At 61.3% G+C, this 20,105-nt stretch carries 16 protein-coding genes; 3 read left to right on the top strand and 13 right to left on the bottom strand.

Annotated elements, in window-relative coordinates:
* The first annotated feature begins 31 nt into the window (after positions 1-31).
* Both HGQ17_RS10200 and HGQ17_RS10205 read left to right on the top strand, forming a co-directional pair.
* Positions 32-1,372, top strand: a complete 1,341-nt coding sequence (locus HGQ17_RS10200) for a CapA family protein (protein ID WP_168887840.1) — start codon at positions 32-34, stop codon at positions 1,370-1,372.
* 17 nt (positions 1,373-1,389) lie between these two features.
* A complete protein-coding gene (locus HGQ17_RS10205) occupies positions 1,390-2,652 on the top strand; it encodes an amidohydrolase (RefSeq protein WP_168887841.1) in 1,263 nt (420 codons plus the stop codon).
* Positions 2,653-2,657: 5 nt separating this feature from the next.
* Here HGQ17_RS10205 and HGQ17_RS10210 read toward each other — a convergent pair whose 3' ends face one another.
* From HGQ17_RS10210 to HGQ17_RS10220, 3 genes are all read right to left on the bottom strand, one after another.
* Positions 2,658-4,211, bottom strand: a complete 1,554-nt coding sequence (locus HGQ17_RS10210; RefSeq protein ID WP_168887842.1) for an ABC transporter substrate-binding protein — start codon at positions 4,209-4,211, stop codon at positions 2,658-2,660.
* Between the two features lie 69 nt (positions 4,212-4,280).
* The gene (locus HGQ17_RS10215; RefSeq protein ID WP_168887843.1) at positions 4,281-5,720 is read right to left on the bottom strand and encodes an amidase; all 1,440 of its coding nucleotides are present in this window, start codon (positions 5,718-5,720) and stop codon (positions 4,281-4,283) included.
* A 29-nt stretch (positions 5,721-5,749) separates the two neighbouring features.
* Entirely contained in the window at positions 5,750-7,303 is a 1,554-nt protein-coding gene (locus HGQ17_RS10220; protein ID WP_168887844.1) for an ABC transporter substrate-binding protein, read from the bottom strand.
* Positions 7,304-7,664: 361 nt separating this feature from the next.
* Here HGQ17_RS10220 and HGQ17_RS10225 point away from each other — a divergent pair, with 361 nt between their 5' ends.
* Complete coding sequence (locus tag HGQ17_RS10225; protein WP_168887845.1) at positions 7,665-8,441, top strand: ABC transporter substrate-binding protein; 777 nt, start codon at positions 7,665-7,667, stop codon at positions 8,439-8,441.
* Between the two features lie 311 nt (positions 8,442-8,752).
* Here HGQ17_RS10225 and HGQ17_RS10230 read toward each other — a convergent pair whose 3' ends face one another.
* The 10 genes from HGQ17_RS10230 to HGQ17_RS10275 form a co-directional block, all read right to left on the bottom strand.
* On the bottom strand, positions 8,753-9,196 hold the full coding sequence (locus tag HGQ17_RS10230; protein WP_168887846.1) for an ABC transporter substrate-binding protein: 444 nt from the start codon (positions 9,194-9,196) through the stop codon (positions 8,753-8,755).
* Between the two features lie 123 nt (positions 9,197-9,319).
* Positions 9,320-10,408 carry a C45 family autoproteolytic acyltransferase/hydolase gene (locus tag HGQ17_RS10235; protein ID WP_168887847.1) on the bottom strand — a complete coding sequence of 363 codons (1,089 nt, stop codon included), beginning with the start codon at positions 10,406-10,408 and terminating at the stop codon, positions 9,320-9,322.
* 61 nt (positions 10,409-10,469) lie between these two features.
* Positions 10,470-11,411 (bottom strand): MFS transporter, encoded by a 942-nt coding sequence (locus tag HGQ17_RS10240; RefSeq protein ID WP_168887848.1) that lies wholly within the window; start codon positions 11,409-11,411, stop codon positions 10,470-10,472.
* A gap of 40 nt (positions 11,412-11,451) precedes the next feature.
* Entirely contained in the window at positions 11,452-12,309 is an 858-nt protein-coding gene (locus tag HGQ17_RS10245) for an ABC transporter ATP-binding protein (RefSeq protein WP_168887907.1), read from the bottom strand.
* Positions 12,306-13,445, bottom strand: a complete 1,140-nt coding sequence (locus HGQ17_RS10250; RefSeq protein ID WP_168887849.1) for an ABC transporter ATP-binding protein — start codon at positions 13,443-13,445, stop codon at positions 12,306-12,308. The genes HGQ17_RS10245 and HGQ17_RS10250 overlap by 4 nt, the downstream gene beginning before the upstream one ends.
* Before the next feature lie 7 nt (positions 13,446-13,452).
* Positions 13,453-14,553: an ABC transporter permease gene (locus tag HGQ17_RS10255; RefSeq protein WP_168887850.1), complete on the bottom strand. Its 1,101-nt coding sequence runs from the start codon at positions 14,551-14,553 to the stop codon at positions 13,453-13,455.
* Positions 14,554-14,556: 3 nt separating this feature from the next.
* Entirely contained in the window at positions 14,557-15,513 is a 957-nt protein-coding gene (locus HGQ17_RS10260) for an ABC transporter permease (RefSeq protein ID WP_168887851.1), read from the bottom strand.
* A 525-nt stretch (positions 15,514-16,038) separates the two neighbouring features.
* A complete protein-coding gene (locus tag HGQ17_RS10265) occupies positions 16,039-16,788 on the bottom strand; it encodes an alpha/beta fold hydrolase (RefSeq protein ID WP_211090591.1) in 750 nt (249 codons plus the stop codon).
* Between the two features lie 29 nt (positions 16,789-16,817).
* Complete coding sequence (locus HGQ17_RS10270; RefSeq protein ID WP_168887852.1) at positions 16,818-18,320, bottom strand: amidohydrolase family protein; 1,503 nt, start codon at positions 18,318-18,320, stop codon at positions 16,818-16,820.
* 16 nt (positions 18,321-18,336) lie between these two features.
* The gene (locus tag HGQ17_RS10275) at positions 18,337-19,902 is read right to left on the bottom strand and encodes an ABC transporter substrate-binding protein (protein WP_168887853.1); all 1,566 of its coding nucleotides are present in this window, start codon (positions 19,900-19,902) and stop codon (positions 18,337-18,339) included.
* Positions 19,903-20,105: the final 203 nt, after the last annotated feature.

Consider the following 20,105-nt stretch of genomic DNA (forward strand, 5'->3'; position numbering starts at 1 on the left):
GTGTACCGACCGAAAGACGCTGGCACCCATCATGGCCATGGAACCTATGACCCTGGATATCGACGACGTTCCCAGCCTTCCGCTGCAAGGACAGTTCCGGCTGGGGGTCACCGGTGATCTCATCTACCTGCGCCCGATGGCTGCGACCCTGAAGGCACAACGGCCCGACTTGGTCAAAGAGCTGCTGAGCACTGATGTGCTGATCGGAAATCTGGAGACAGTCCTACTGGAGCTCGACACATTCTCCGGCTCCCCTCAGGCCCAGTCAGGGGGAACGTGGATGCTGGCAGATCCCGCAGTCGCAGCAGACCTCAAGAGTTTGGGCTTCTCTATCCTGGGCCTGGCCAATAATCACGCCACGGACTGGGGCGTTGAAGCTCTGCTGGGCACCCGGGAGCATCTTGATGCCGCTGGCATTCAGCATGCCGGTGCCGGCCGGAGCATGTCCCAGGCACGCTCTGCCTGTTATGTCGATGCCCCGCAGGGGCGTCTCGGTTTTCTTGCCGCCAGCGCCACCTTCACTCCGATGTCTCCAGCGGCTGATCCCCTGGGTCGGGTCCCGGGGCGACCCGGCATCAATACGCTGCGCACCACCCCCTACAGTGCGGTGAACCCGGCGGACTATGAGCGTCTGGCGGGGCTGGCTGAGACCACGTTCAGCGGCAACGTCATCCGGGAGGGGTCGCTGAAACTGATGGGTGGTGAATTTGAACCAGATGCCTCAGTTCCTGAGGGCTCTTCTCGACTGGAGTATCGAGTTGAGGAGCGCGATGCCCAGGAGATCCTCCGGCAGGTCCGTCAGGCGAAGCAGAACTCCTCTTTGGTGGTCTTTGGTTTCCACTACCATGAGCCCGCCAATGCTGCTCAGGAACCTGCCGCATTCGCTGCAGAGTTCAGCCGTCGGGTTGTTGACGCCGGCGCCGATGTGGTGGTCTCCCATGGCCCCCATCAGCTGCGCGGAATCGAGCTCTATAAGGGCGCTCCGATCTTCCATTCCCTGGGGAACTTCGCCATGATGACAAACAGTCTAGATTCGGTTCCACGCGAGACCTATGATCTCTATGGCCTCTCGCCGGAGGAGGCGACAGTTCCGGAACTGCTCAGTGCGCGCAATGCAGCAGTCTTCGGCAAACCCGAAATGAGTGAATCTGTATTTCCAGTGCTCGAATATCGCGAGGGTCGGCTGACCTCCGTGGAACTGGTTCCCTTGGATATCGCACCCGATATCGGCGCTGCTCTAGGCACACCAGCTAAGGCAGATGAGGAGAAGTCCTCGGCCATTCTACAACGGCTGCAGAACCTCTCGGCGCCCTTTGGAACATTCTTCACCAGCACCGCGGGCCGCACCTTCCTTGACCTCGCCAAAACCTGAAGAAAGAGGAGACACCTATGCAGTTGTCTGACATGGTGGCGCTTCGCCGCCGCATCCACGCCCATGCAGAACCCGGGTTTCTGGAGTTCCACACCGCATCCTTAGTGATGGACACCCTAGATGACCTGGGGGTTCGTTATCTCTGTGGGGCTGAAGCCATGGATGTTGAGGCGATCCTCGAGAAACCTTCCGATGAAGAGTATGAGGCCTGGTCTGAACGTGCCTTCGAAGCGGGTGTGAGCAAGGAGCGGGTCCAATTCCTCCGTGACCAGGGAACAGCCATCATCGCCGTACTTCGCGGCAATCGCCCAGGACCGGTCTGGGGCATTCGCTGCGATATCGATGCTCTGCCCATTGATGAGACCAAGGACCGCGACCATTTTCCCAACCAGGAGGGGTTCCGCTCTCAGACCCCCTATATGCATGCCTGCGGACATGATGGTCATACTGTGATGGGTTTGGCCTTGGCCAGCCGACTGGCCGATGGGGACTTCCCCGGGGAGGTCAGGCTCCTCTTCCAGCCGGCTGAAGAGGGTGTGCGCGGGGCGATTCCGATGATCGCCGCTGGTGCGGTGTCCGATGTCGAGATCATGCTGGCGATTCATAATCAGGCCAACCAGCCGCTGGGCACTGTTGTCGGCGGCATCGTGAACCATAAGGCCACTACGAAGTGGAGGGCCACCTTCTCCGGAGAGCCGGCCCATGCCGCCGGCGCCCCGGAAAAGGGCCGGAATGCACTGGCCGCCGCGGCTCAGGCGTCATTGGGAATCCTGGGTCTCCCCCGCTATTCCACAACCGATACCCGAGTCAATGTCGGAACATTCCAGGCCGGCGGTTCGGCGAATATCATTCCGGCCGATGCGACCATCACCTATGAGGTCCGCTCTGAGGACAATGACGTCGTCGCCGATATGGACAGCCGGGTTGAGTCCCTGGTTCGCGGGGCGGCACAGATGTACGGCGTTGATGTCGCCACGAATGTCTACGGCCGTTCTGTGAACACCCGTCCCGATGACGCGGTGATCGAGCGGATCTCCTCAACGGTGAAGACGCTTCCGTGGGTGACTGACTACTCCCCGACGGCTCGTCCGACAGCCGGCAGCGATGACGCCCACCTGTTTATCCATGAGGTTCAGAAAGCTGGCGGCACCGGGGCGTATATGCGCATCGGCGCTTATCAAGCCAATGCGCCTGCCCATCATCACTCCTATGACTTCCACGAGGAGGCCCTATCCCATGGGACGGACCTCCTCGAAGCAGTCGTGCGTCAGGAGCCCTGAGTAAGTTACTCGGCCGGGCGCATGTTGTAGTAGATGGCTCCTGACGGTGCGGTGAAGTCGAAGCCCTCGTAGTCGCTGCTCAGCGCGGTGACCAGCACGCCATCGCCGAATCGGGCGGCGGGAAGATAGTCGTAATAGGCCTCATGGAGCTGGCCGATGGCTTCCCGGGCCTCGTCATCGTCCTCGGCCAGGATGATGGCGTCCATGGCTGTTTCGATGGCCTGATCCTCAGTCCAGCCGGCATTGGTCGGCTGCAGGTGATTATGGAGGTTCGGCAGGGCCCGCCAGCTGGGGCTGTCGATGAAGATGTCCCAGTCATCGGGGGTCTGGATCGCCTCGCTGACTGTGGGCCAGTCGTGGACATTCATCTCGGTGTTGATCCCGGCTTCCTCCAGCTGATCCTGCAGCACCACGGTGAGGTTGTAGAGCTGGTCGTAGTCGCGGGTTGTGATCAGCCGGACCGGTTCACCGTCGTAGTCGGCTTCTTCGAGGTATTCCTCAACGGCATCGAGGTCCCGGCCCTGTTGCAGTTCCTCATCCACGTCGACGAAGAGTGGGGAGTCCTGCGGGAGCAGGGCCCCGCTGACCGAGTAGAACTCGGAGCTGTTGAATGCCGAATCGAGGTTTTCAGTGGGTTCGATCGCAGCCAACACGGCACGGCGCATATTGACATCGGCCATCGGTCCTTCGGCCTTGTTGTAGATGCCGATGGTGAAGCCTGATTCGTCCACGGAGAGGTTGACGTTGTCGTCGTTATCGAACATATCGGCGTTATCCCAGGGGATGGAGGCCGCGGCGTCGTACTCTCCTGATTGGATACCGGCGACACGGGTGCTGGCATCGGGGACGAAGTGGAAGGTGATGGTGTCGAAATAGGGGTTCTTCTCACCGGCGCTTCCGCTGCTCTCCCCTTCGGGCGAGACATAGTCCTCGAAGCGTTCGAAGCTGATGTGCTGATCGGTGGCCCAATCGCCCAGTTCATAGGGGCCGGTGCCGATATGCTCCTCCACGCCATCGGGTCCGGCTTCCTCAAGCAGCTCAGCCTTCATCACTGCCAGCGAGATGTTCTGATCGGCCAGCAGGACCGGGGCCATGGGCACTGGTTCCTCGAAGGTCATGGTGACCACACCCTCTTCAGGGGATTCCACCTCAGTTCCGGGGAAGTAGGCCGCCGCGGTGCCGGATTCCTCCAGCCAGCGTTCGGCCGAGGCGACCGCATCCTCTGCGTCCATAATGTCGCCGTCGTGGAAAGGAACGTCCTCGCGCAGCGTGAAGGTGATGGACTGGTTATCCTCAGCCATTTCGAAGCTCTCGGCCAGCACTGGCTGCACCTCGTCATTGGCATCCAGGGTGACCAGGGGCTCGTATATATGACGCCCCAGGTCGCGGGTGGCGTTGGCGGTGGATTTCATGGGATCCATCGAGGGCGGCTGGGCGTTCCAGGCGATATTGAATTCCCCGCCTCCCTCACCCTCGGCATCGCCGCCGTTTCCGCCTCCACAGGCGCTCAGTGCCAGAGCGAGGGTCATTCCAGTTGCCAGTACTGCTGATTTCCTCATGGGAACAACTTTCTTTTAGGTGCTGAGTGATAGTGGTAATGCGTAGTAACATTTCACCACTGAAGTCCCTTAATATCCATAGCGAGACCGCTCCAATTCCTGCCAAGCGGGGGCAGCGCTTTCATCACGCACCGCTTCCCACCATTTCATCGCCCCCAACACGGTGGGGTCCTGCCCCATCTGGCCGGTGAGCTGCAGTCCGATCCAGCGGCCGTCCTCGCTGCGGCCGGCATTGACGCTGCCCGAGGGCTGGCCGGACATATTGAACGGGACGGTATAGGAGATATGCGCCATGGGTGTGGAGGGGTCGTTATCGGGCATCGGGAGCTCCGCGGGGAAGGCCAGCACAGGGGTTACCGGTGATAGGAGCAGGTCCAGACCTGCTGTCATATTCCGCGCTCGGGAGCCGAGGGCGAGCATGGCTTCATAGCCTTCGACGGCAGTGGCGCCGTCCGCCTGGGCTCCGCCCTGGGCCCATTCAGCGATGTAGTCCAAGACCACTGTCTTTTCCTCAGGAGCCAGCCCTCGATACTGGCTCCAGGCCCGGGAACGCCAGAACTGGTCGATGCCGGTGAGGTATTCATCGGTGGCAATCGGCGAGATCTCAACGATCTCCGCGCCTGCTTCGGCGAACTTCTCAGCGGCAGCCTCTACAGTTGTTCGCACCTCGGGATCTGTGGGCAGCCCCGGTCCACCGTCGAGCTGCAGACCGACCCGCAGCCCCCTGGGCTCCAGCGCATTGGGGGTCCAGTCGCAGGCTGGATACGGCTGGGCAGTGGTATCGGCGGTGTCGAACTGCCCCGTGGTGGCCATAGCCAGGTAGAGGTCATCTGTCCGACGAGCCATCGGCCCAGCGGCCCGGCCGTAGTAGGGAGCATCGAGGGGAATCAGGCCATGGGATGGTTTCAGTGTGGCCAGCCCGCTCCAGGTGCCGGGCAGCCGGACCGATCCACCGATATCGCTGCCCATATGGATGGGCCCATGCCCTGCGGCGGCAGTGACGGCGGCACCTGCTGAGGACCCACCGGTGGTCCATGAGGGGTCCCAGGCATTCCTGGTGATGCCGTGCCGTGAGCTGACTCCCGAGGAGAGCATGCCGAGATCCGGCATGGTGGTTGAGCCGACGATCACCGCACCGGCTTCTTTGAGCCGGCTGACCAGTGGGCAGTCAGTTTCGGCGATGGGCGGATTCTCCGCGGCCCATCCGCCCGGGTAGGAGACCCCTCGGTAGTGCATATTCTCTTTGATGGTCACCGGCACACCGTCGAGGGGCCCTGCGGGCTGGCCCTGTGCCCATCGGCGGTCGGAGGCCTCCGCCGCGGCCTGGGCCTGCTGTGCCAGGACTGCGTGATAGGGGTTCAGGGGTTTATCGGTTTCGATCCGCTGCAGCACCTCGGCCAGCACCTCAGTGGGTGTGGCAGTTCCTGATGAATAGGCAGTGCGGAGTTCCGCTGCTGAGCTGCCTGCCCATTCCTGGCCGGTTACGCGGGTTTCGGTTTCTGCAGTCATATCTCCCTCTGTGTTCGGGCTCCGCGGGCTTATTCGGCCGGTGCGACCCGGTAGAAGATATCCCCGGACATATAGCCGTATTCGTAGCCCTCCCAGTCAGTGCTCACCGCGGTGAGGTTCATCTGGTCGCCGAACTTCACTACGGGGATGTAGTCGTAGATGGCGTCCTGCAGCTCATCCATGGCCGCAATGGCCTCGTCCTCGCTGCTGGCCTGGTAGATCATGGCGTCGATGGCGTCCTGGATCTCTTCGCTCTCGGTCCATCCGGCCCAGCTGGGCAGCAGGAAGGGGAAGGTGGCCGGAACTGATCCCCAGCCGTTTCCGGTGATGAAGATTTCCCAGCCTTCGGGGTTCTCACGGTCGTTGGTCAGTGTGGCCCAGTCGGTGACCTGGAGGTCTGTGTTGATCCCATGTGCTTCGAGCTGGTCCTGCAACACCACCGAGAGGTTGTAGAGGTGGTCGTAGTCGCGGCTGGCCAGAATTCGGATGGGTTCGCCGTCGTAGCCGGCTTCCTCCAGGTATTCCTGGACCACATCTTCATCGAGACTGGTCCGCAGGTCATCGGCTGGCTCCACGTACCAGGGGGAGTCCTCGGGTACGAAGGCACCGCTGTCGCCGTAGAGTTCTTCAGAAGCGTAGGCTGCCTGCAAAGCCTCATCGGGGTCGACGGCGGCCAGGATGGCTCGACGCATATTGATATCGGCCAACTGTCCTTCAGCCTTATTGAGGATGGCTGAGGAGGGCCCGTAGTCTCCCACTGAAAGTTCAAGATTGGGGTCGTCCTGGATCACATCAGCGTTGTCCCAGGGGATCCAGTCGGCGGCGTCGTACTCTCCGGTCTGCATACCGGAGACGCGTGTGGATGAGTCGGAGACGAAGTGGTAGTAGATGGTATCGACGCCGGGTTCACGGCTGCCGGCGTCACCATTGGGCTCTCCTTCAGGGGATGTGTAGTCCTCGAATCGCTCGAGGTGGACATGCTGGTCGGTCGCCCATTCGACCATTTCGAAGGGACCGGTTCCGATGTGTTCTGGCACCCCGTCGGAATCGGCTTCGGCGATGATCTCAGCCTTCATGATCACAGGTACCTGGGACTGATCCGCCATCAGCAGCGGGGCGGCGAACATCGGCTCGGGCAGGTGCATAGTGACCACGCCGTCCTCAGGGGAATCGATCTCGGTTCCCTCGAAGAAGGACTGACCGACTGAGGTGAGCTCGATCCACCGTTCGATGGAGGCGATGACGTCCTCTTCGGTCATGGGCTCGCCATCGTGGAATGTCACATCGTCACGCAGGGTGAAGGTCAGTTCAGAGTGATCGTCGGAGAGCTCGAATGATTCGGCCAGCACCGGATGCGGTTCGCCGTCGTTTCCCATGGTGATGATGGGCTCGTAGAAGTTCCGGGCGATATCGCGAGTGGTGTTCGCCGTCGTGAGCAGTGGATCCAGAGTGGGCGGCTGGGCGTTCCAAGCGATGTTGAACTCATCGCCGACCTCGCCGCCTCCACCGTTGTCCCCTCCCCCACAAGCACTGAGCCCGAGGGCGAGAACGGAGAGTGCTGCAACACTTCGTGAAGTCTTCATCGGTTTCCTCATTTGTGGTCTTTGTCTGCGAGCCTCTGAACTAGACAGAAACTCTTGATCTGACTTGAGCGACAGTATTTACGATATCCCGCACGGTTGAGTTTCCGCCCTGTTTCACCCGCGTAAAAAGACTAATTGTCAGGGGCTAATGCTAACTTGGAGCAGGCGGGGCCGCATATGCCATGCATAGACTGTTTGACCATTCGGCATGGTGAGCCGCTCGCCATTTCACGGTCATAGTTTGTGCTTTGGCGCTGACCGCCTGCGGAGGCGGTGGTGGCAATGGAGCAGCCAGTGGTGATGGTGCTGTGGCTGAGGAGATCAACCTCGCATATGGGGCCAGCCGCCCTCGATGGATCCGGTGCCCACGACCGCCTCGGTCACCCGTAATACCTCCATGCTGATGTACGAACCGCCGCTGGTTCTGGATGCTGACGGCGAGGTCCAGCCCATGCTGGCTGAGGACTACGAAATGAGTGAGGACAATACGGTTCTCACCCTGACCATGCGGGAGGATGTGCCCTTCCACAACGGGGAGACCATGACCGTCGACGACGTCGTCGCCTCTCTAGAGCGATGGGCGGAGGTCTCCAATCTGGGGGTGGACTATTTCTCGGAGGCCGAGATCGAAGCAGTTGACGAGCAGACGGTCACTATTACTCTGGTCGAACCGATGGCCCTGGCTCCGGTGATGCTGGTAGAACCTGCGCAGCTGCCGATGATCATGCCCGCCGAGATCTTAGATGACCTCGATGAGGCCAGCACCAATGTGGAAGAACATATCGGCACCGGCCCTTATCAATGGGGTGAATGGGTGGCCGATCAGTACATCGTGATGGAACGCTTCGAGGACTACGCCACCCGGGATGAGGATCCCAGTGGTCTGGCCGGTGCGAAATCGGCGAATTTCGAGGAGATCATCGTTCACTTCGTCAGTGACTCCTCCACCCGGATCAACGGTCTGAACTCCGGCGAGTACGACTGGATCGAGTCCGTCCCTTATGACAACACCGAGATGATTGAGGACAACCCCGAAACCGAGCTCATCTCTGGTGAAGCTGGCCCCGCCATCGGTGTCTTCAATAAGGCAGAGGGCCCACTGGCCGATGAGACCATGCGCGAGGCCGTTATGATGTAGATTTCCCAGCCCTCGGCGGAGTCCAGTTCGCTGGTCACCGTGGGCCAGTCTGCAACGACCATGTCGGTATTGACCCCGGCGTCCTCCAACTGCTGCTGGAGGACCACTGACATGTTGTAGAGGTCCTCGTAGTCCCGTGTGGTGATAAGGCGGACGACTTCGCCGTCGTAGCCGGCTTCTTCCAGCAGGGATTCCGCAAGGAAGGAGACCACCTCCGATCTCGTAGAACTCCTCGCTGGTGTACGCGGCGGCAAGGATCCCCTCGGGCTCGGCAATGGCCATCATCGCGTCGCACATCAAGGGGTCGGTCATCATGCCCTCAGCTTTGTTGAAGATCGCCAGGGCGTATCCTGTCTCCGCGACTTCGAGGTGGAGCTCCTCATCTGCCTCCAGCATCTCCATATTGTCCCGTGGGACGTCTGTGGCGGCGTCGTACTCTCCGGTCCTTCGAAATATTGACTGGCCAGTCCCGAAGTCGTCAGCCACCGCTCAATGGAGGCCTCCACGTCCTCGGCCTGCATCGTAGAACCATCATGAAAGGTCACGCCCTCACGCAGTATGAAGGTCAGAACTTCGCCATCCTCGGAGACTTCATAGTCCTCAGCAAGGACAGGTTGCACCTCACCATTTGCATCGATCGTGACCAGCTGCTCGAAGACGTTCCTGGAGATGTCGCGCGTGGAGTTCGCCGTGGTCACCATGGGGTCCATCGATGGTGGCTGGGCGTTCCAGGCGATATTGAACTCTCCTCCCACGGCGGCCTCTCCCCCTGCGTTACCTCCTCCGCAGGCGCTGAGGACTAGGACAGTGCTGAGGGCTGCTCATGGCGCGGCGAAACGGTTCATTGATGATCCTTGATCTCGATAGCGAGGCAGTTTTCAGGCGGGGTAGGTGATCCATTCCTCCTCTGAGATGCGTGAGGCGCTGCCGGGACAGCAGTGCAGCTGGGAATTGACGACGTCGACCACGACCGTTGCTTTGGTCCGTATCTGCTGGAACCAGGGTTTGCTGAGGTCGGGTTTCACATCCACGGGGAAATCGGTTGCGGTGAACTGTCTTGCCCGTTCGAGGTCGTCAGCAATGCTCATCACGACCTCACCGTGGTCGGCTGCGCATTGGTAGCGGTCATGTGTGGTGGACAGGGTGTTCGGCTGTTCGCCGGCTGCCAATTGGGGATCCACGAAGTGGTTGGTGTGAACCAGTGGACGCCCCACCTCTGCATGCAGTGCTGCAGTACCCTGCGGGGAGAGCTCCACGCAGGCTGCTTGGGGGCCTGCCTGGCCATCGGCGACAACTGTGATGACCGTCGATGCCTCTAGATTCGCGGCTTCAGCGATGGCCACGGCCTCCTCCACCGTGGAAGCCTCATCCAGAATCCGCTTGGCCACCAGATGCACGGGCACCCCGGATCCCTGTCCATCGGTCTGGTGGTTGAGGATATTGAAATGGTTTCCCAGCCCTTCGGAGTTCACGCCGATCTTGGCGAGCTGGCCGAACTCCGCGAAAGTTGTCACCGTCCGGCCACTGGGGGTGGGATAGCGCCGGATGAGCATGTCCTTATTGAGGTCTTCGATCCAGTCCCAGGTCTGCACGGTTCGCGGAGCGCTGCCATCCTGGGGCAGCAGAACAGCTGTAGAACATTCCCCTTCGCCAGCCGGAGGTGCGGCTGCCAAGAGTTCTGTCCGGGAGTTCAGGGCGATAATGTCCTCCAACTGACACCCCGCCCCCGCGGCGATTCCCTGCATTTCTTCCAACATATGGGGCGCCCAGGTCCTAAGGTTCCCGCGGATTCGGTCGATAACCTCCTGCCGGGTCTCGGCACTGATGGCCCGGGCAGTCAGGAACCGTTCGTAATCGGCGATATTGTCACTGATCTGGCGGCTGAACCGCTCACCGAGGTCCCTGCCCAATTGGTGGTGGCTGAAATTTCCTGAGACTGCTTCCACCTGGTCGTATTGGTAAAACATCACTTCTCACCTCTGCTTTTCATACTGTGTTCAGTCACGGTCTCCGCTGTGCTTCTGGCCCCTAGTCCGGAGGTTTTCCCTGAGGCTTACCCTGCGGCACCAGTTGCTGGGCGCCTGAGCCGAGCACCAGGGAACAGGCCAGCCAGATCGGCGCTGCCGGGCCCCAAAGTCCCGCCAGTGCCCCGGCTGCCAGGGGGATACCGATCCAAAACGGTGAGACACCAGCTGCTTCGCCCAGCAGAGGCAGGAAGGTCATCAGCATGTCCACCATCGCCAGCAGCGCCACCGAAGCCAGGATGTAGGAGGGCATTTTGGGGACCTTGAGGAGCTGCAGCAGCCTGGGCTTAGATTCCGGCTCCTTGGTTGTCTCCTCCTTGGCCACCGGAACTGGGGCTCGGAAAATGCGCCCGGCTGCCAACAGGATGATCAGAACAGCACCGGCGGCCGCTGCACCGACCCACAGGGTCACATCGATATCTGCGTGTCCGGCTGCACCCGTGGTCGCCTCTCCCAGCATCACTCCCCCGGCGATCGGGCCCAGCATCTGACCGGTGGAGAATCCTGCGGTGAACCATCCGAAGGCCAGATCCAGCTGATTATTGGCAGCGAACCGCGCGATGGTGGCCTGTCCCGCGATGGCGAAGATCAACTGCCCCATCCCGACCACTACGGTGCCCAGGGCCACCATGGGGATATTGCCGCTGACCGCCAATAGGGCTGAGCCGGCTGCGACCGTGACGGATCCACCGATCAGCAACGGCTTCAGGGAGGGGGCTCGTTGGGCCCTTCCGCCGAGGTAGAAGATGCAGAACAGCGGCAGCAGCGAATACAGGGCACCGATCCACCCAATGGTGAAACCCCCGGCATCCAGGGCCAGAAGCTTATAGGTGGTCATCGGGCGGACCAGCGAGATCGCGCCCATCACCAGAACCGCAGCCAGGGTCAGGCACCACAGCCACGTGAGAGAGGAGCGACCCGCAGGTGTTCGGGTCTTCTGCCCCACCTCACATCACTCCGTTCTTAGGTGAACCTCTATATGCTGCTTACTTCTGACCGCGCTGGCTGGGATGTTCGATGGGAACAGAGCTCAGCAGTTCCTGGGTGTACTCATGCTGAGGGTTGTTGTAGAGCTCATCGGCGGTGTTCTGCTCCACGAGTTTGCCCTTGAGCATCACTCCCACCCGGTCGGCGAGGTAGCGGACCACACTCATATCGTGGGAGATGAAGAGGTAGGTCAGACCACGTTCCCGCTGGAGCTTGCGCAGCAGGTTAAGCACCTGCGCCTGGATCGAGACATCCAGTGCCGAAACCGGCTCATCGCAGATCAGCACTTTGGGTGAAACCATCAGCGCTCGTGCGATACCGATGCGCTGGCGTTGGCCTCCGGAGAACTCATGGGGGAAGCGCTCGGCATGCTCTTCGTTGAAGCCCACAGCTTCCAGCGACTCCCGGATGCGTTCCTTGATGACCTTCTTATCCCGCTCTCCGACAATCAGTAGCGCCTCCTCCAGAATCTGGCGGATACGACGACGCGGGTTGAGGGAGGAATGCGGGTCCTGGAAGATCATCTGGATATCCCGGCGAAGGTGCTTGGACCCCTTCTTATCGGTGGCGTCCAGCTCCTCGCCGTCGAGGGTGATTGTCCCTTCGGTGGGAATGATCAGACCCTGCAGCAGTCGCCCCGTGGTGGACTTACCGGAGCCGGATTCGCCGACCAGACCATAGGTCTCGCCCCGGTAGAGGTCCAGGTCGATATTGTCCACGGCGGTGACTTCGCCCTTTTTGAACCCCAGGGAGCTGCGGGAGACGAACTTCTTGGTCAGTCCCCGTGCGGTCAGGACCGGGGTGCGGTCCTCCCCCAGGCTGGTTGTGCCCTGCGGCTCAGCGGTGGCTGTGCTCATTTCTGGTCCTCCTCGGCGGCCTTCATCTCAGCCTCAGCGTGCTCCGCGGCCTCGGTGGGTGCCTCCTCCGCCTCTGCGATATCCGTGGCGAACCCGTCCGCGGACTCCCCACCGCGGCGTTCCTGCTCGGCGATGAGCCCGGGGATCTCCTCGGCCCGGATGCAGCGGACTTTATGACCTACACCTTCAACGGCGTCCTCACCAGCATATTCGCGCAGCTCAACCGGCGCTTCCCGGCAGGCCTCGATGGCGAAGGGGCAGCGTGCTGCGAACCGGCAGCCATAGGGAACCTGCTTCAGGGTCGGGACGGCGCCCGGGATGATCGGCAGGTCCTGCGAGTTGTCAGTCTCCACTGATGGTGTGGAGGCCAGCAGCCCGCGGGTATAGGGGTGGGCGGGGGTGTTGAAGAGAGTGTGGACGTCAGTGTCTTCGATGACCTGTCCCAGATACATCACGATGACGCGGTCACAGATCTCTGCCACCACACCGAGGTCATGGGTGATGAACAGTGTGCCGGCATCGGATTTATGGCGAAGATCAGCCATCAGTTCCAGGATTTTGGCCTGGGTGGTCACGTCCAGGGCTGTTGTGGGCTCATCGGCGATGATCAGATCCGGCTCACAGCACAGCGCCATGGCAATGACCACACGCTGACGCTGCCCGCCGGAGAGCTGATGCGGATACTGCTTCATGCGCAGTTCCGGATCGGGGATGCGAGTCAGGGTCAGCATCTCCACCGCCCGTGAATAGGCGGCCTTCTTATCGAGATCGGTATGGGTCCGCAGGGCCTCGATCAGCTGGTTGCCGATGGTGTAGACCGGGTTCAGAGAGCTCATCGGATCCTGGAAGATCATCCCGAGCCGTCCACCGCGGAAGCGGCGCATCTCATCATCGGGCAGGTTCAGCAGATCGGTGCCTCCGTCGAAGAGCACCTCGCCCTCATAGGTCGTCGAGTCCTCGTCCAATAGGCGCATAATCGATTCGGCGGTGACGGATTTTCCGCAGCCCGATTCGCCTACGATGCCCAGGACCTCACCACGTTCGACGCTGAACGAGACGCCGTCGACGGCGGTGACCACGCCGTCTTCCGTGGCGAAGCTGGTCCGCAGGTCCGCTACCTCCAGCAGATTGCTCATTGTGGGCTCACTGTCCTTCGGGTCGTCGTGATGTGGTCTCAAATTCGGCAGCTCGAGTTGCCTGAGCTGGCACCACTGGCTGGGTACCGCCGACGGCTTCCTTCTCACGCTGAGCGGCTGCTGCTTCGGCTGCCTTCTTGGCTGCCTTGCGCTTCTTCCGGCCGGTGGCGCCCTTGCCCTTATAGGTCGGGTCGAGGAGGTCGCGCAGACCATCACCGAGGAGGTTGATCGCCAGGATGGTGGCCATGATGAACAGGCCGGGGAACAGGGTCATCCACCAGGCGTTGTAGATGACGGTCTTACCGTCGAGGAGCATATTGCCCCAGGAGGGAGCTGGCGGCGGAACACCGGCGCCCAGGAAGCTCAATGCGGCCTCGGTGATGATGGAGTCGGCGAAGACAAAGGTTGCCTGAACGATCATCGGGGACAGCACGTTCGGGGCCATATTGATCCAGATGATCCGGCTCCGGGAGGCTCCCTGGGCGTGGAGTGCCTCAATGAAGGTCTGTTCTTTGACCACCAGAGCCGAGGAGCGCACGATACGTGCGACATACGGGGTGAAGACGATGGTCAAAGCGATGACGACGTTGGTGGAATGCTGCCCCAGTGCTGCCATGATGGCGATCGCCAAGAGGATGCCGGGGAAGGCCATCAGTCCATCGGAGATGCGCATCAGGATGGCATCGGCGACTCGGTTATAGGCCGCATAGAGACCGATGGCCAGGCCGAAGATTGAGGTCAGCAGCGCGGTGATGGCACCGACCAGCAGGGATACTCGTGCTCCCTCAACCACTCGGGCCAGCACGTCGCGGCCGTAGTTATCGGTGCCGAACCAGTGGTCGGCAGAGGGTCCCTGCAGACGGTTGGCGGCATCCACTGCTGTGGGCGAGCCGGTCAGCATTGGGCCGAAGATCGCCACCAGTGCCACGAAGGTCAGGATGGTCCCGCCGGTGATGGCGAGTTTATGGGCTGCGAAGCGCCGCAGGAACTTTGACCGGCGTGAGCGGGTCTTGTTGAACCGGTTGAGCGAGCCGACGGTTATATCGTCCTTGCCAGCCGGTCCGGAGGCTCCTGCTGCCCCTGCGCGGGGATCGTTTTCTGTAGACATGGCTTAGGAGTCCCCTCCTGTGAACCGAACCCGGGGGTCCAACACACTGTAGAGAATGTCGACCAGGAAGTTGATGAGTACATAGGAGACCGCGATCATCAGGACTACGCCCTGGATAACAACCACATCGCGGCGTTCCACAGAGTTGACGATCAGCTGTCCGATGCCGGGAATGTTGAAGACTGTCTCGACCACGGCAGCTCCAGCCACCAGCGTGCCCAGTGTCTGACCGATTGTGGTGATGATCGGAAGGGATGCGTTGCGCAATGCGTGCTTATAGAGGCTCACACGGTCTTTGAGCCCCTTGGCCTTCGCGGTTTTCATGTAGTTCTTCGAGAAGGTGTCCAGCATTGCTGTACGGGTCATACGTGCGATCAGTGCCGCCTGCATGGCGCCCAAGGCGATAGTCGGTAGGGCCAGATATTGCAGGGATTCTCCGATGCCGTCCTCAATCGGTCGGTACCCGGCCACTGGCAGCCAGCCCAGGATCACGCCGAAGAGCAGCATCAGGAACAGACCCAGGAGGAAGCTGGGTACCGAAATACCCATCAGCGCACCGACCATGACGGTCTGGTCTGTTCCGGTGCCCTGCTTACGGGCGGCCAGGATGCCGGCGGGGACGCCGATGATGATGGCCAGCAGCTGGGCCTGAATGGCCAGGTGGATCGTCGGTCCCAGGGCATCCATCAGCACCTCGGTGACCGGTCGGTTCATAAAGATCGATGTTCCGAGATCCCCGGTCACTGCGGCGGTCAGCCAGGACCAGAACTGGACCCAGATGGGGTCATTGAGTCCCAGTGACTCGCGCAGCGCTTCGATCTGTTCCTGAGTGGCCTCTGGTCCCAACATGGTCGCGGCCGCATCTCCAGGCATGAAGTAGATGAGACCAAAGGTGACCACAGAAACCACAGCCAGCACCGGCACCAGCGCCAAGGCTCGCTGCAGCAAATAACCCGCCATGGTTTATGTACCTCCGAAGTGTTGTTGAGGTCCGGGAGACGACTCTTTTAAGTCAGTTCTCTGCACTGCAACCAAGGCTGGAGAACACCCCCTCAAATCTTGTGTCACAGGTCACGATAGCAGGAAGTCTGCAGCTCAAGGGTCGAACCACAGCCTCTCTGAGTGCGATGCGTTTGAGCCTAGGGCAGTCGAAGCCGCGATTGCCGAACAAATACCCCATCTGAGCCAATCATGTAACGCAGGCTTAACGCATAGCCCCGTATCGCACCCACGGTGTAACAGCGGTTTTACTCGACTCCGAACAGCTCCGAGCCTCCCAGAGGCATTAGACCGATAGTCCACATGAGAGGAAAACTGCTGGAGCGTTGAGCAGGCTTGGGCCAGCGTGACTACGGGTAGATGGACAGAGTTGCTATCTCCGGGCGCTGAAGCCCCCGAGCTTGGGAAAAGAGTGCACCTGGCTATCTGTGGCTAAGCCCCAGGCCCTATGGCACTGATTTCGATTTTCGCCTCTGCGTTACGCGTCTAGGGAGCGGTTGAGAGGAACTCGCGGAGCGCCTGGGCATAGCCCTCTGGGTCTAACACCTGCGGGAAGTGACCACCGGATAGCTCCCTCAGGTCTGCGCCGGGGATAGCCTCTGCCAGTTCGCGTGAGTGGTGGGGTGGGACCAGCCAGTCATCTGTGGAACTGATGACCAGTGTGGGGTGGCTGATGGTTCCCATTTCTGATGCTCGGCTGTAGTTCAGGAGCATATCTATCCGCTCTGCCATAATCGTTTGGTACCGCTGGTGGTCTTCGGCAGGCGGGGGCTGCGCTCTGGAATAACTGCCGGGAGGCAGCCCCAGCAGGGCGCCGAGGTTCTCATATGCTTCTGCCCCGAGGTGCTGCAGCACTGATTTGCGCATCTGGAAGAGATCTCGGAACCGCTGATCGACGGCAGCCCAGCCACTGCTGAGCACAAGGCTCTTCATTCGCCCGGGGTGATCCAGAGCGATGGCCTGAGCCACCAGGCTCCCGGTGGAATGCCCCACGATATGAGCATTCTCCACTGCGAAGTCATCCAGGACATCTAGTGCGGCCGCGAGGATGCCCTCGATGCTCTGCTGGCCGTTGGAAGCACTGCCTCCCATTCCGGGATGATCGAAACTGATAATCTGGTACTGATCAGCCAGCCTCCCCACCACCGCCTGCCAGACCTGCGCCTTGCCGGCCAGGCCGGGGATCAGCAGCAGCGGTTGACCCGACCCCTGACAGTAGGCCCGGAGGCTGCCCACGGCGATGGCCTCGATTGTCCTTCTCCTGGTTAGGGGTTACTGGGCAGAACGGCACCACCGGGCAGAGCTCCGGTGAGCAGTTCCCCGTCGCTGATGACCGGGGTCCCGCCTACCAGGAGGTGTTCCACTCCCCTGCTGGCTTCCACGGGGCTGATGCTGGTGTTGGGCTGCAGTGCCTCGAGGTCGAAGATCACCAGGTCAGCATCTGCCCCCAGCCCCAGATGGCCTTTGCGTTCCATAGCGGGGATTGCTCCGCGCAGCAGCTGTGCCGGCATGACCGTGGAACGGGCGATGACGTCGCTGAGCTCCAGCAGCCCGCGGTCCCGGTGCAGCCAGGCCAGGGCCCGGGTGAAGCAGGCAGTGGATCGGGGATGCGCCGAGACTCCTTCAGGCAGCGGCCACTGCATGATGTCCACCTCGCCTTGGCCCTGCAGCGGCTTCAGGGGCATGGCATCCGATGCGAAGAGCGCTCCGGGAAGGCTCATCACCTCGGCGAGGTCCGCACCGTCCCAGGGGTCCTGGTAGTAGCGGATCAGACACAGCTGACTGGGATCCTCCTGGCGCAGTCGGGCGATCTCTGCGTAACTTTCTGCCGGCTGTCCCGTTGCCACCGGGGTGATGATGCCCGGTGGCCGACCGGCAGCCTCAAGGATCTCCGGATCCAGGAAGCCTGCTCCGATCACGGTGGAGGAGAACCCATAGGGGTAGAGCTCCGTGGTGAACCGGACCCCCTCGGCTTGGGCTGCCAGGATCTTCTCCCGGGCTTCGCGGGGATGGCTGGAGGCCGAACTGTTGAAGTGGCACATATGGATATGCGCACCTGTGGCCAGGGAGGCCTCCAGGAGTTCTTCAATTCCCTCCAGTGGCGTCTTCCCGGGGAGCATAGGACCGATCCGGGTATGGACGAACAGCGGCATATTGCGCCGGGCACCCAGTTCCGCGACTGCCATCAGCTCCGCCGGTTCAGCCTCTGCGGCGTAGCCCAGGAGTACGCCGATGCCGATTGCACCGGCATCCAGCTGTTCCTCGAGCAGTCTGATGATCTCTTCGCGCTGCTCGGCGGTGGCCGGCGCGTTCCAAAGACTGCCCTGTGCCGAGATCACCCCCATGGAGTCCAGCGGAAGATCCGGAAGAGCGGCCAGGGCGTCGTCATCGTAGTTCTCCAAAACCCTGGCCCGGGTGTGCAGCCACCCCGCGGAGAAGCCGTAGTTCAGCGGCCGGCCCTCTGAAGCTGCCCACTCCAGTGCTGACGCTACCGGGGAGGCCCCTGCCTCCATCTCGAAGGTTGTGGTCACTCCATCGAAGGCCTGCAGCCGGTGGCCAGGGATGTTCTGGGCATGGGAGTGAACGTCGATGAAGCCCGGGGCGATGATCTTCCCCGAGGCATCGATGACGCGGTCTGCCTCGAGGCTCTGCTCACCGAGGGAGGCGATTCGGCCCTGGCTAATGGCGATAGTGGTGATCTCGTCAGTGGAATGCTGGGGGTCGATCAGTCGTCCGCCGGTGATCAGGATGTCGCAGGTTGTGGTCATCTTTATGTGATCTCCCCTAGTCGGCCGGGCGGATGTGGTGGAAGATCTCACCCATTCCTGTGATGTAGTCGTAGCCCTCGAAGTCGACGTGGACGCCGCTTGCATTGGTGCGGTCGCCGAATTTCGCCACCGGCAGGTACTCGGAGTAGGCCTCCTGGAGGCCTTCCATGGCGGAGATGGCGCTCTCCTCGTCCTCGGCGCTGGTCATCGCGGACGCTGCCTCGGCGATCTCGGGGCTGTCGGTCCAGCCGGTCCAGTCCGAGTTGAAGAAGTGGAAGGTGGCTGGAACCACCGGCCAGTTGGAGATGCTGGTGATGGTCAGCTCGAACTCTGAGGGGTCCTCGCGGCGTTCGGTCACAGTGGCCCAGTCGGTGACCACCAGATCGGTGTTCATACCGGCCTCCTCCAACTGCTGCTGGAGCACGACGGCGGCGTTGTAGTGATCCTCGTACTCTCGGGTGGTGAGGATACGGATCTCCTCGCCGTCGTAGCCGGCTTCCTCCAGATACTGCTCGGCCTCATCGAGGTGCTGGTTCTGGTGGAAGTCCTCGAACTCGGCATCGGCGGGCAGATGCCATGGTGAGTCCTCGGGCATCAGGGCACTGTTATTGGTGAAGTAGTCCTCCCCGCCGTAGGCCGAGAGGAGGGTGGACTCGGTCTCCATGGCGGCGATGACCGCCCGGCGCATATTGATGTCACCCATGAGGTCCTCGGCCTTATTGAAGACTGCGAATCCGACGCCGGCCTCACCGAGGTCAACCTCTATATTGGGATCATCCTCGGCGTTCTGGATGTTGTCCCAGGGGATCGGGATGCCCACATCGTATTCACCGGTCTGCAGGCCGCTGAGCCGGGTGGAGTCGTCGTCGACGAACCGGAAGTACATCTCCTCGAAGTGCGCGGTCTTTTCTCCGGCCATTCCGCTGGGTTCACCCTCGGGTGAGGCGTAGTCCTCGAAGCGGTCCATGCGGATGTACTGATCGGTCTCCCAGGTGCCGAATTCATAGGGGCCGGTGCCGATGTAGTCCTGGATGCCGTCCTCGCCGGCTGCTTCGACGACCTCCTCGGGCATGATGTGTGGCATCTGGGCCGGATCTGCGATGAGCTCAGGGGCCACATACATGGGTTCAGGCATTGTGAAGGTCACAACGCCTTCCTCCGGGGAATCCAGCTCGGCGTCTGCGAAGTAGGCCGGGCCGATTGTGCTCAGCTGCTTCCAGCGCTCCAGGGAGGCGATGACATCTGCTGCCTCAACGGTTGAGCCGTCGTGGAAGGGGACATCCTCTCGGAGGTGGAAGGTGATGGTCAGCCCGTCCTCGGAGACCTCGAAGTCCTCGGCCAGCACTGGCTGGACCTCACCGTCTGCATCGAGGGTCAGCAGGGGTTCGAAGATCACTCGGGAGAAGACGCGGGTGGCATGCGCGGTGGTCATCAGGGGGTCCATCGTCGGCGGCTGGGCATTATAGCCGATGTTGAGCTCCTGGGCGACTTCGCCATCCGCTCCCCCGCCGTTGCCTCCGCCGCAGGCGCTCAGAGCCAGCGCCAGCGTAAGTCCACTGACCACGAAAGGACGTTTCTTCATCACGGTTCCCTCAATTCATTCGGCGCGGATCGTAAATTTACGCCACCGGGTAATCCCCAGAGCGAAACGATATGACCTAGATTACCTGTCTATTCTGCTACGGGCCATGTTTCAGGAAAATAACGTTGATGTGGGATGACACAGGGGTTACGGGATATCCTCGGGATGACATCACCTAGAAAAATAGTCCAATCCCGGACAAG

The sequence above is a fragment of the Nesterenkonia sedimenti genome, assembly GCF_012641515.1.
GTDB classification, from domain to species: Bacteria; Actinomycetota; Actinomycetes; order Actinomycetales; family Micrococcaceae; genus Nesterenkonia; species Nesterenkonia sedimenti.

Bases quoted from the DNA above. Each gene is read 5' to 3' on its own strand.
- HGQ17_RS10200 (WP_168887840.1), top strand. From the start codon at position 32: ATGGCCATGGAACCTATGACCCTGGATATCGACGACGTTCCCAGCCTT.
- HGQ17_RS10205 (WP_168887841.1), top strand. From the start codon at position 1,390: ATGCAGTTGTCTGACATGGTGGCGCTTCGCCGCCGCATCCACGCCCAT.
- HGQ17_RS10210 (WP_168887842.1), bottom strand. From the start codon at position 4,211: ATGAGGAAATCAGCAGTACTGGCAACTGGAATGACCCTCGCTCTGGCA.
- HGQ17_RS10215 (WP_168887843.1), bottom strand. From the start codon at position 5,720: ATGACTGCAGAAACCGAAACCCGCGTAACCGGCCAGGAATGGGCAGGC.
- HGQ17_RS10220 (WP_168887844.1), bottom strand. From the start codon at position 7,303: ATGAAGACTTCACGAAGTGTTGCAGCACTCTCCGTTCTCGCCCTCGGG.
- HGQ17_RS10235 (WP_168887847.1), bottom strand. From the start codon at position 10,408: ATGTTTTACCAATACGACCAGGTGGAAGCAGTCTCAGGAAATTTCAGC.
- HGQ17_RS10245 (WP_168887907.1), bottom strand. From the start codon at position 12,309: ATGAGCACAGCCACCGCTGAGCCGCAGGGCACAACCAGCCTGGGGGAG.
- HGQ17_RS10250 (WP_168887849.1), bottom strand. From the start codon at position 13,445: ATGAGCAATCTGCTGGAGGTAGCGGACCTGCGGACCAGCTTCGCCACG.
- HGQ17_RS10255 (WP_168887850.1), bottom strand. From the start codon at position 14,553: ATGTCTACAGAAAACGATCCCCGCGCAGGGGCAGCAGGAGCCTCCGGA.
- HGQ17_RS10260 (WP_168887851.1), bottom strand. From the start codon at position 15,513: ATGGCGGGTTATTTGCTGCAGCGAGCCTTGGCGCTGGTGCCGGTGCTG.
- HGQ17_RS10270 (WP_168887852.1), bottom strand. From the start codon at position 18,320: ATGACCACAACCTGCGACATCCTGATCACCGGCGGACGACTGATCGAC.
- HGQ17_RS10275 (WP_168887853.1), bottom strand. From the start codon at position 19,902: ATGAAGAAACGTCCTTTCGTGGTCAGTGGACTTACGCTGGCGCTGGCT.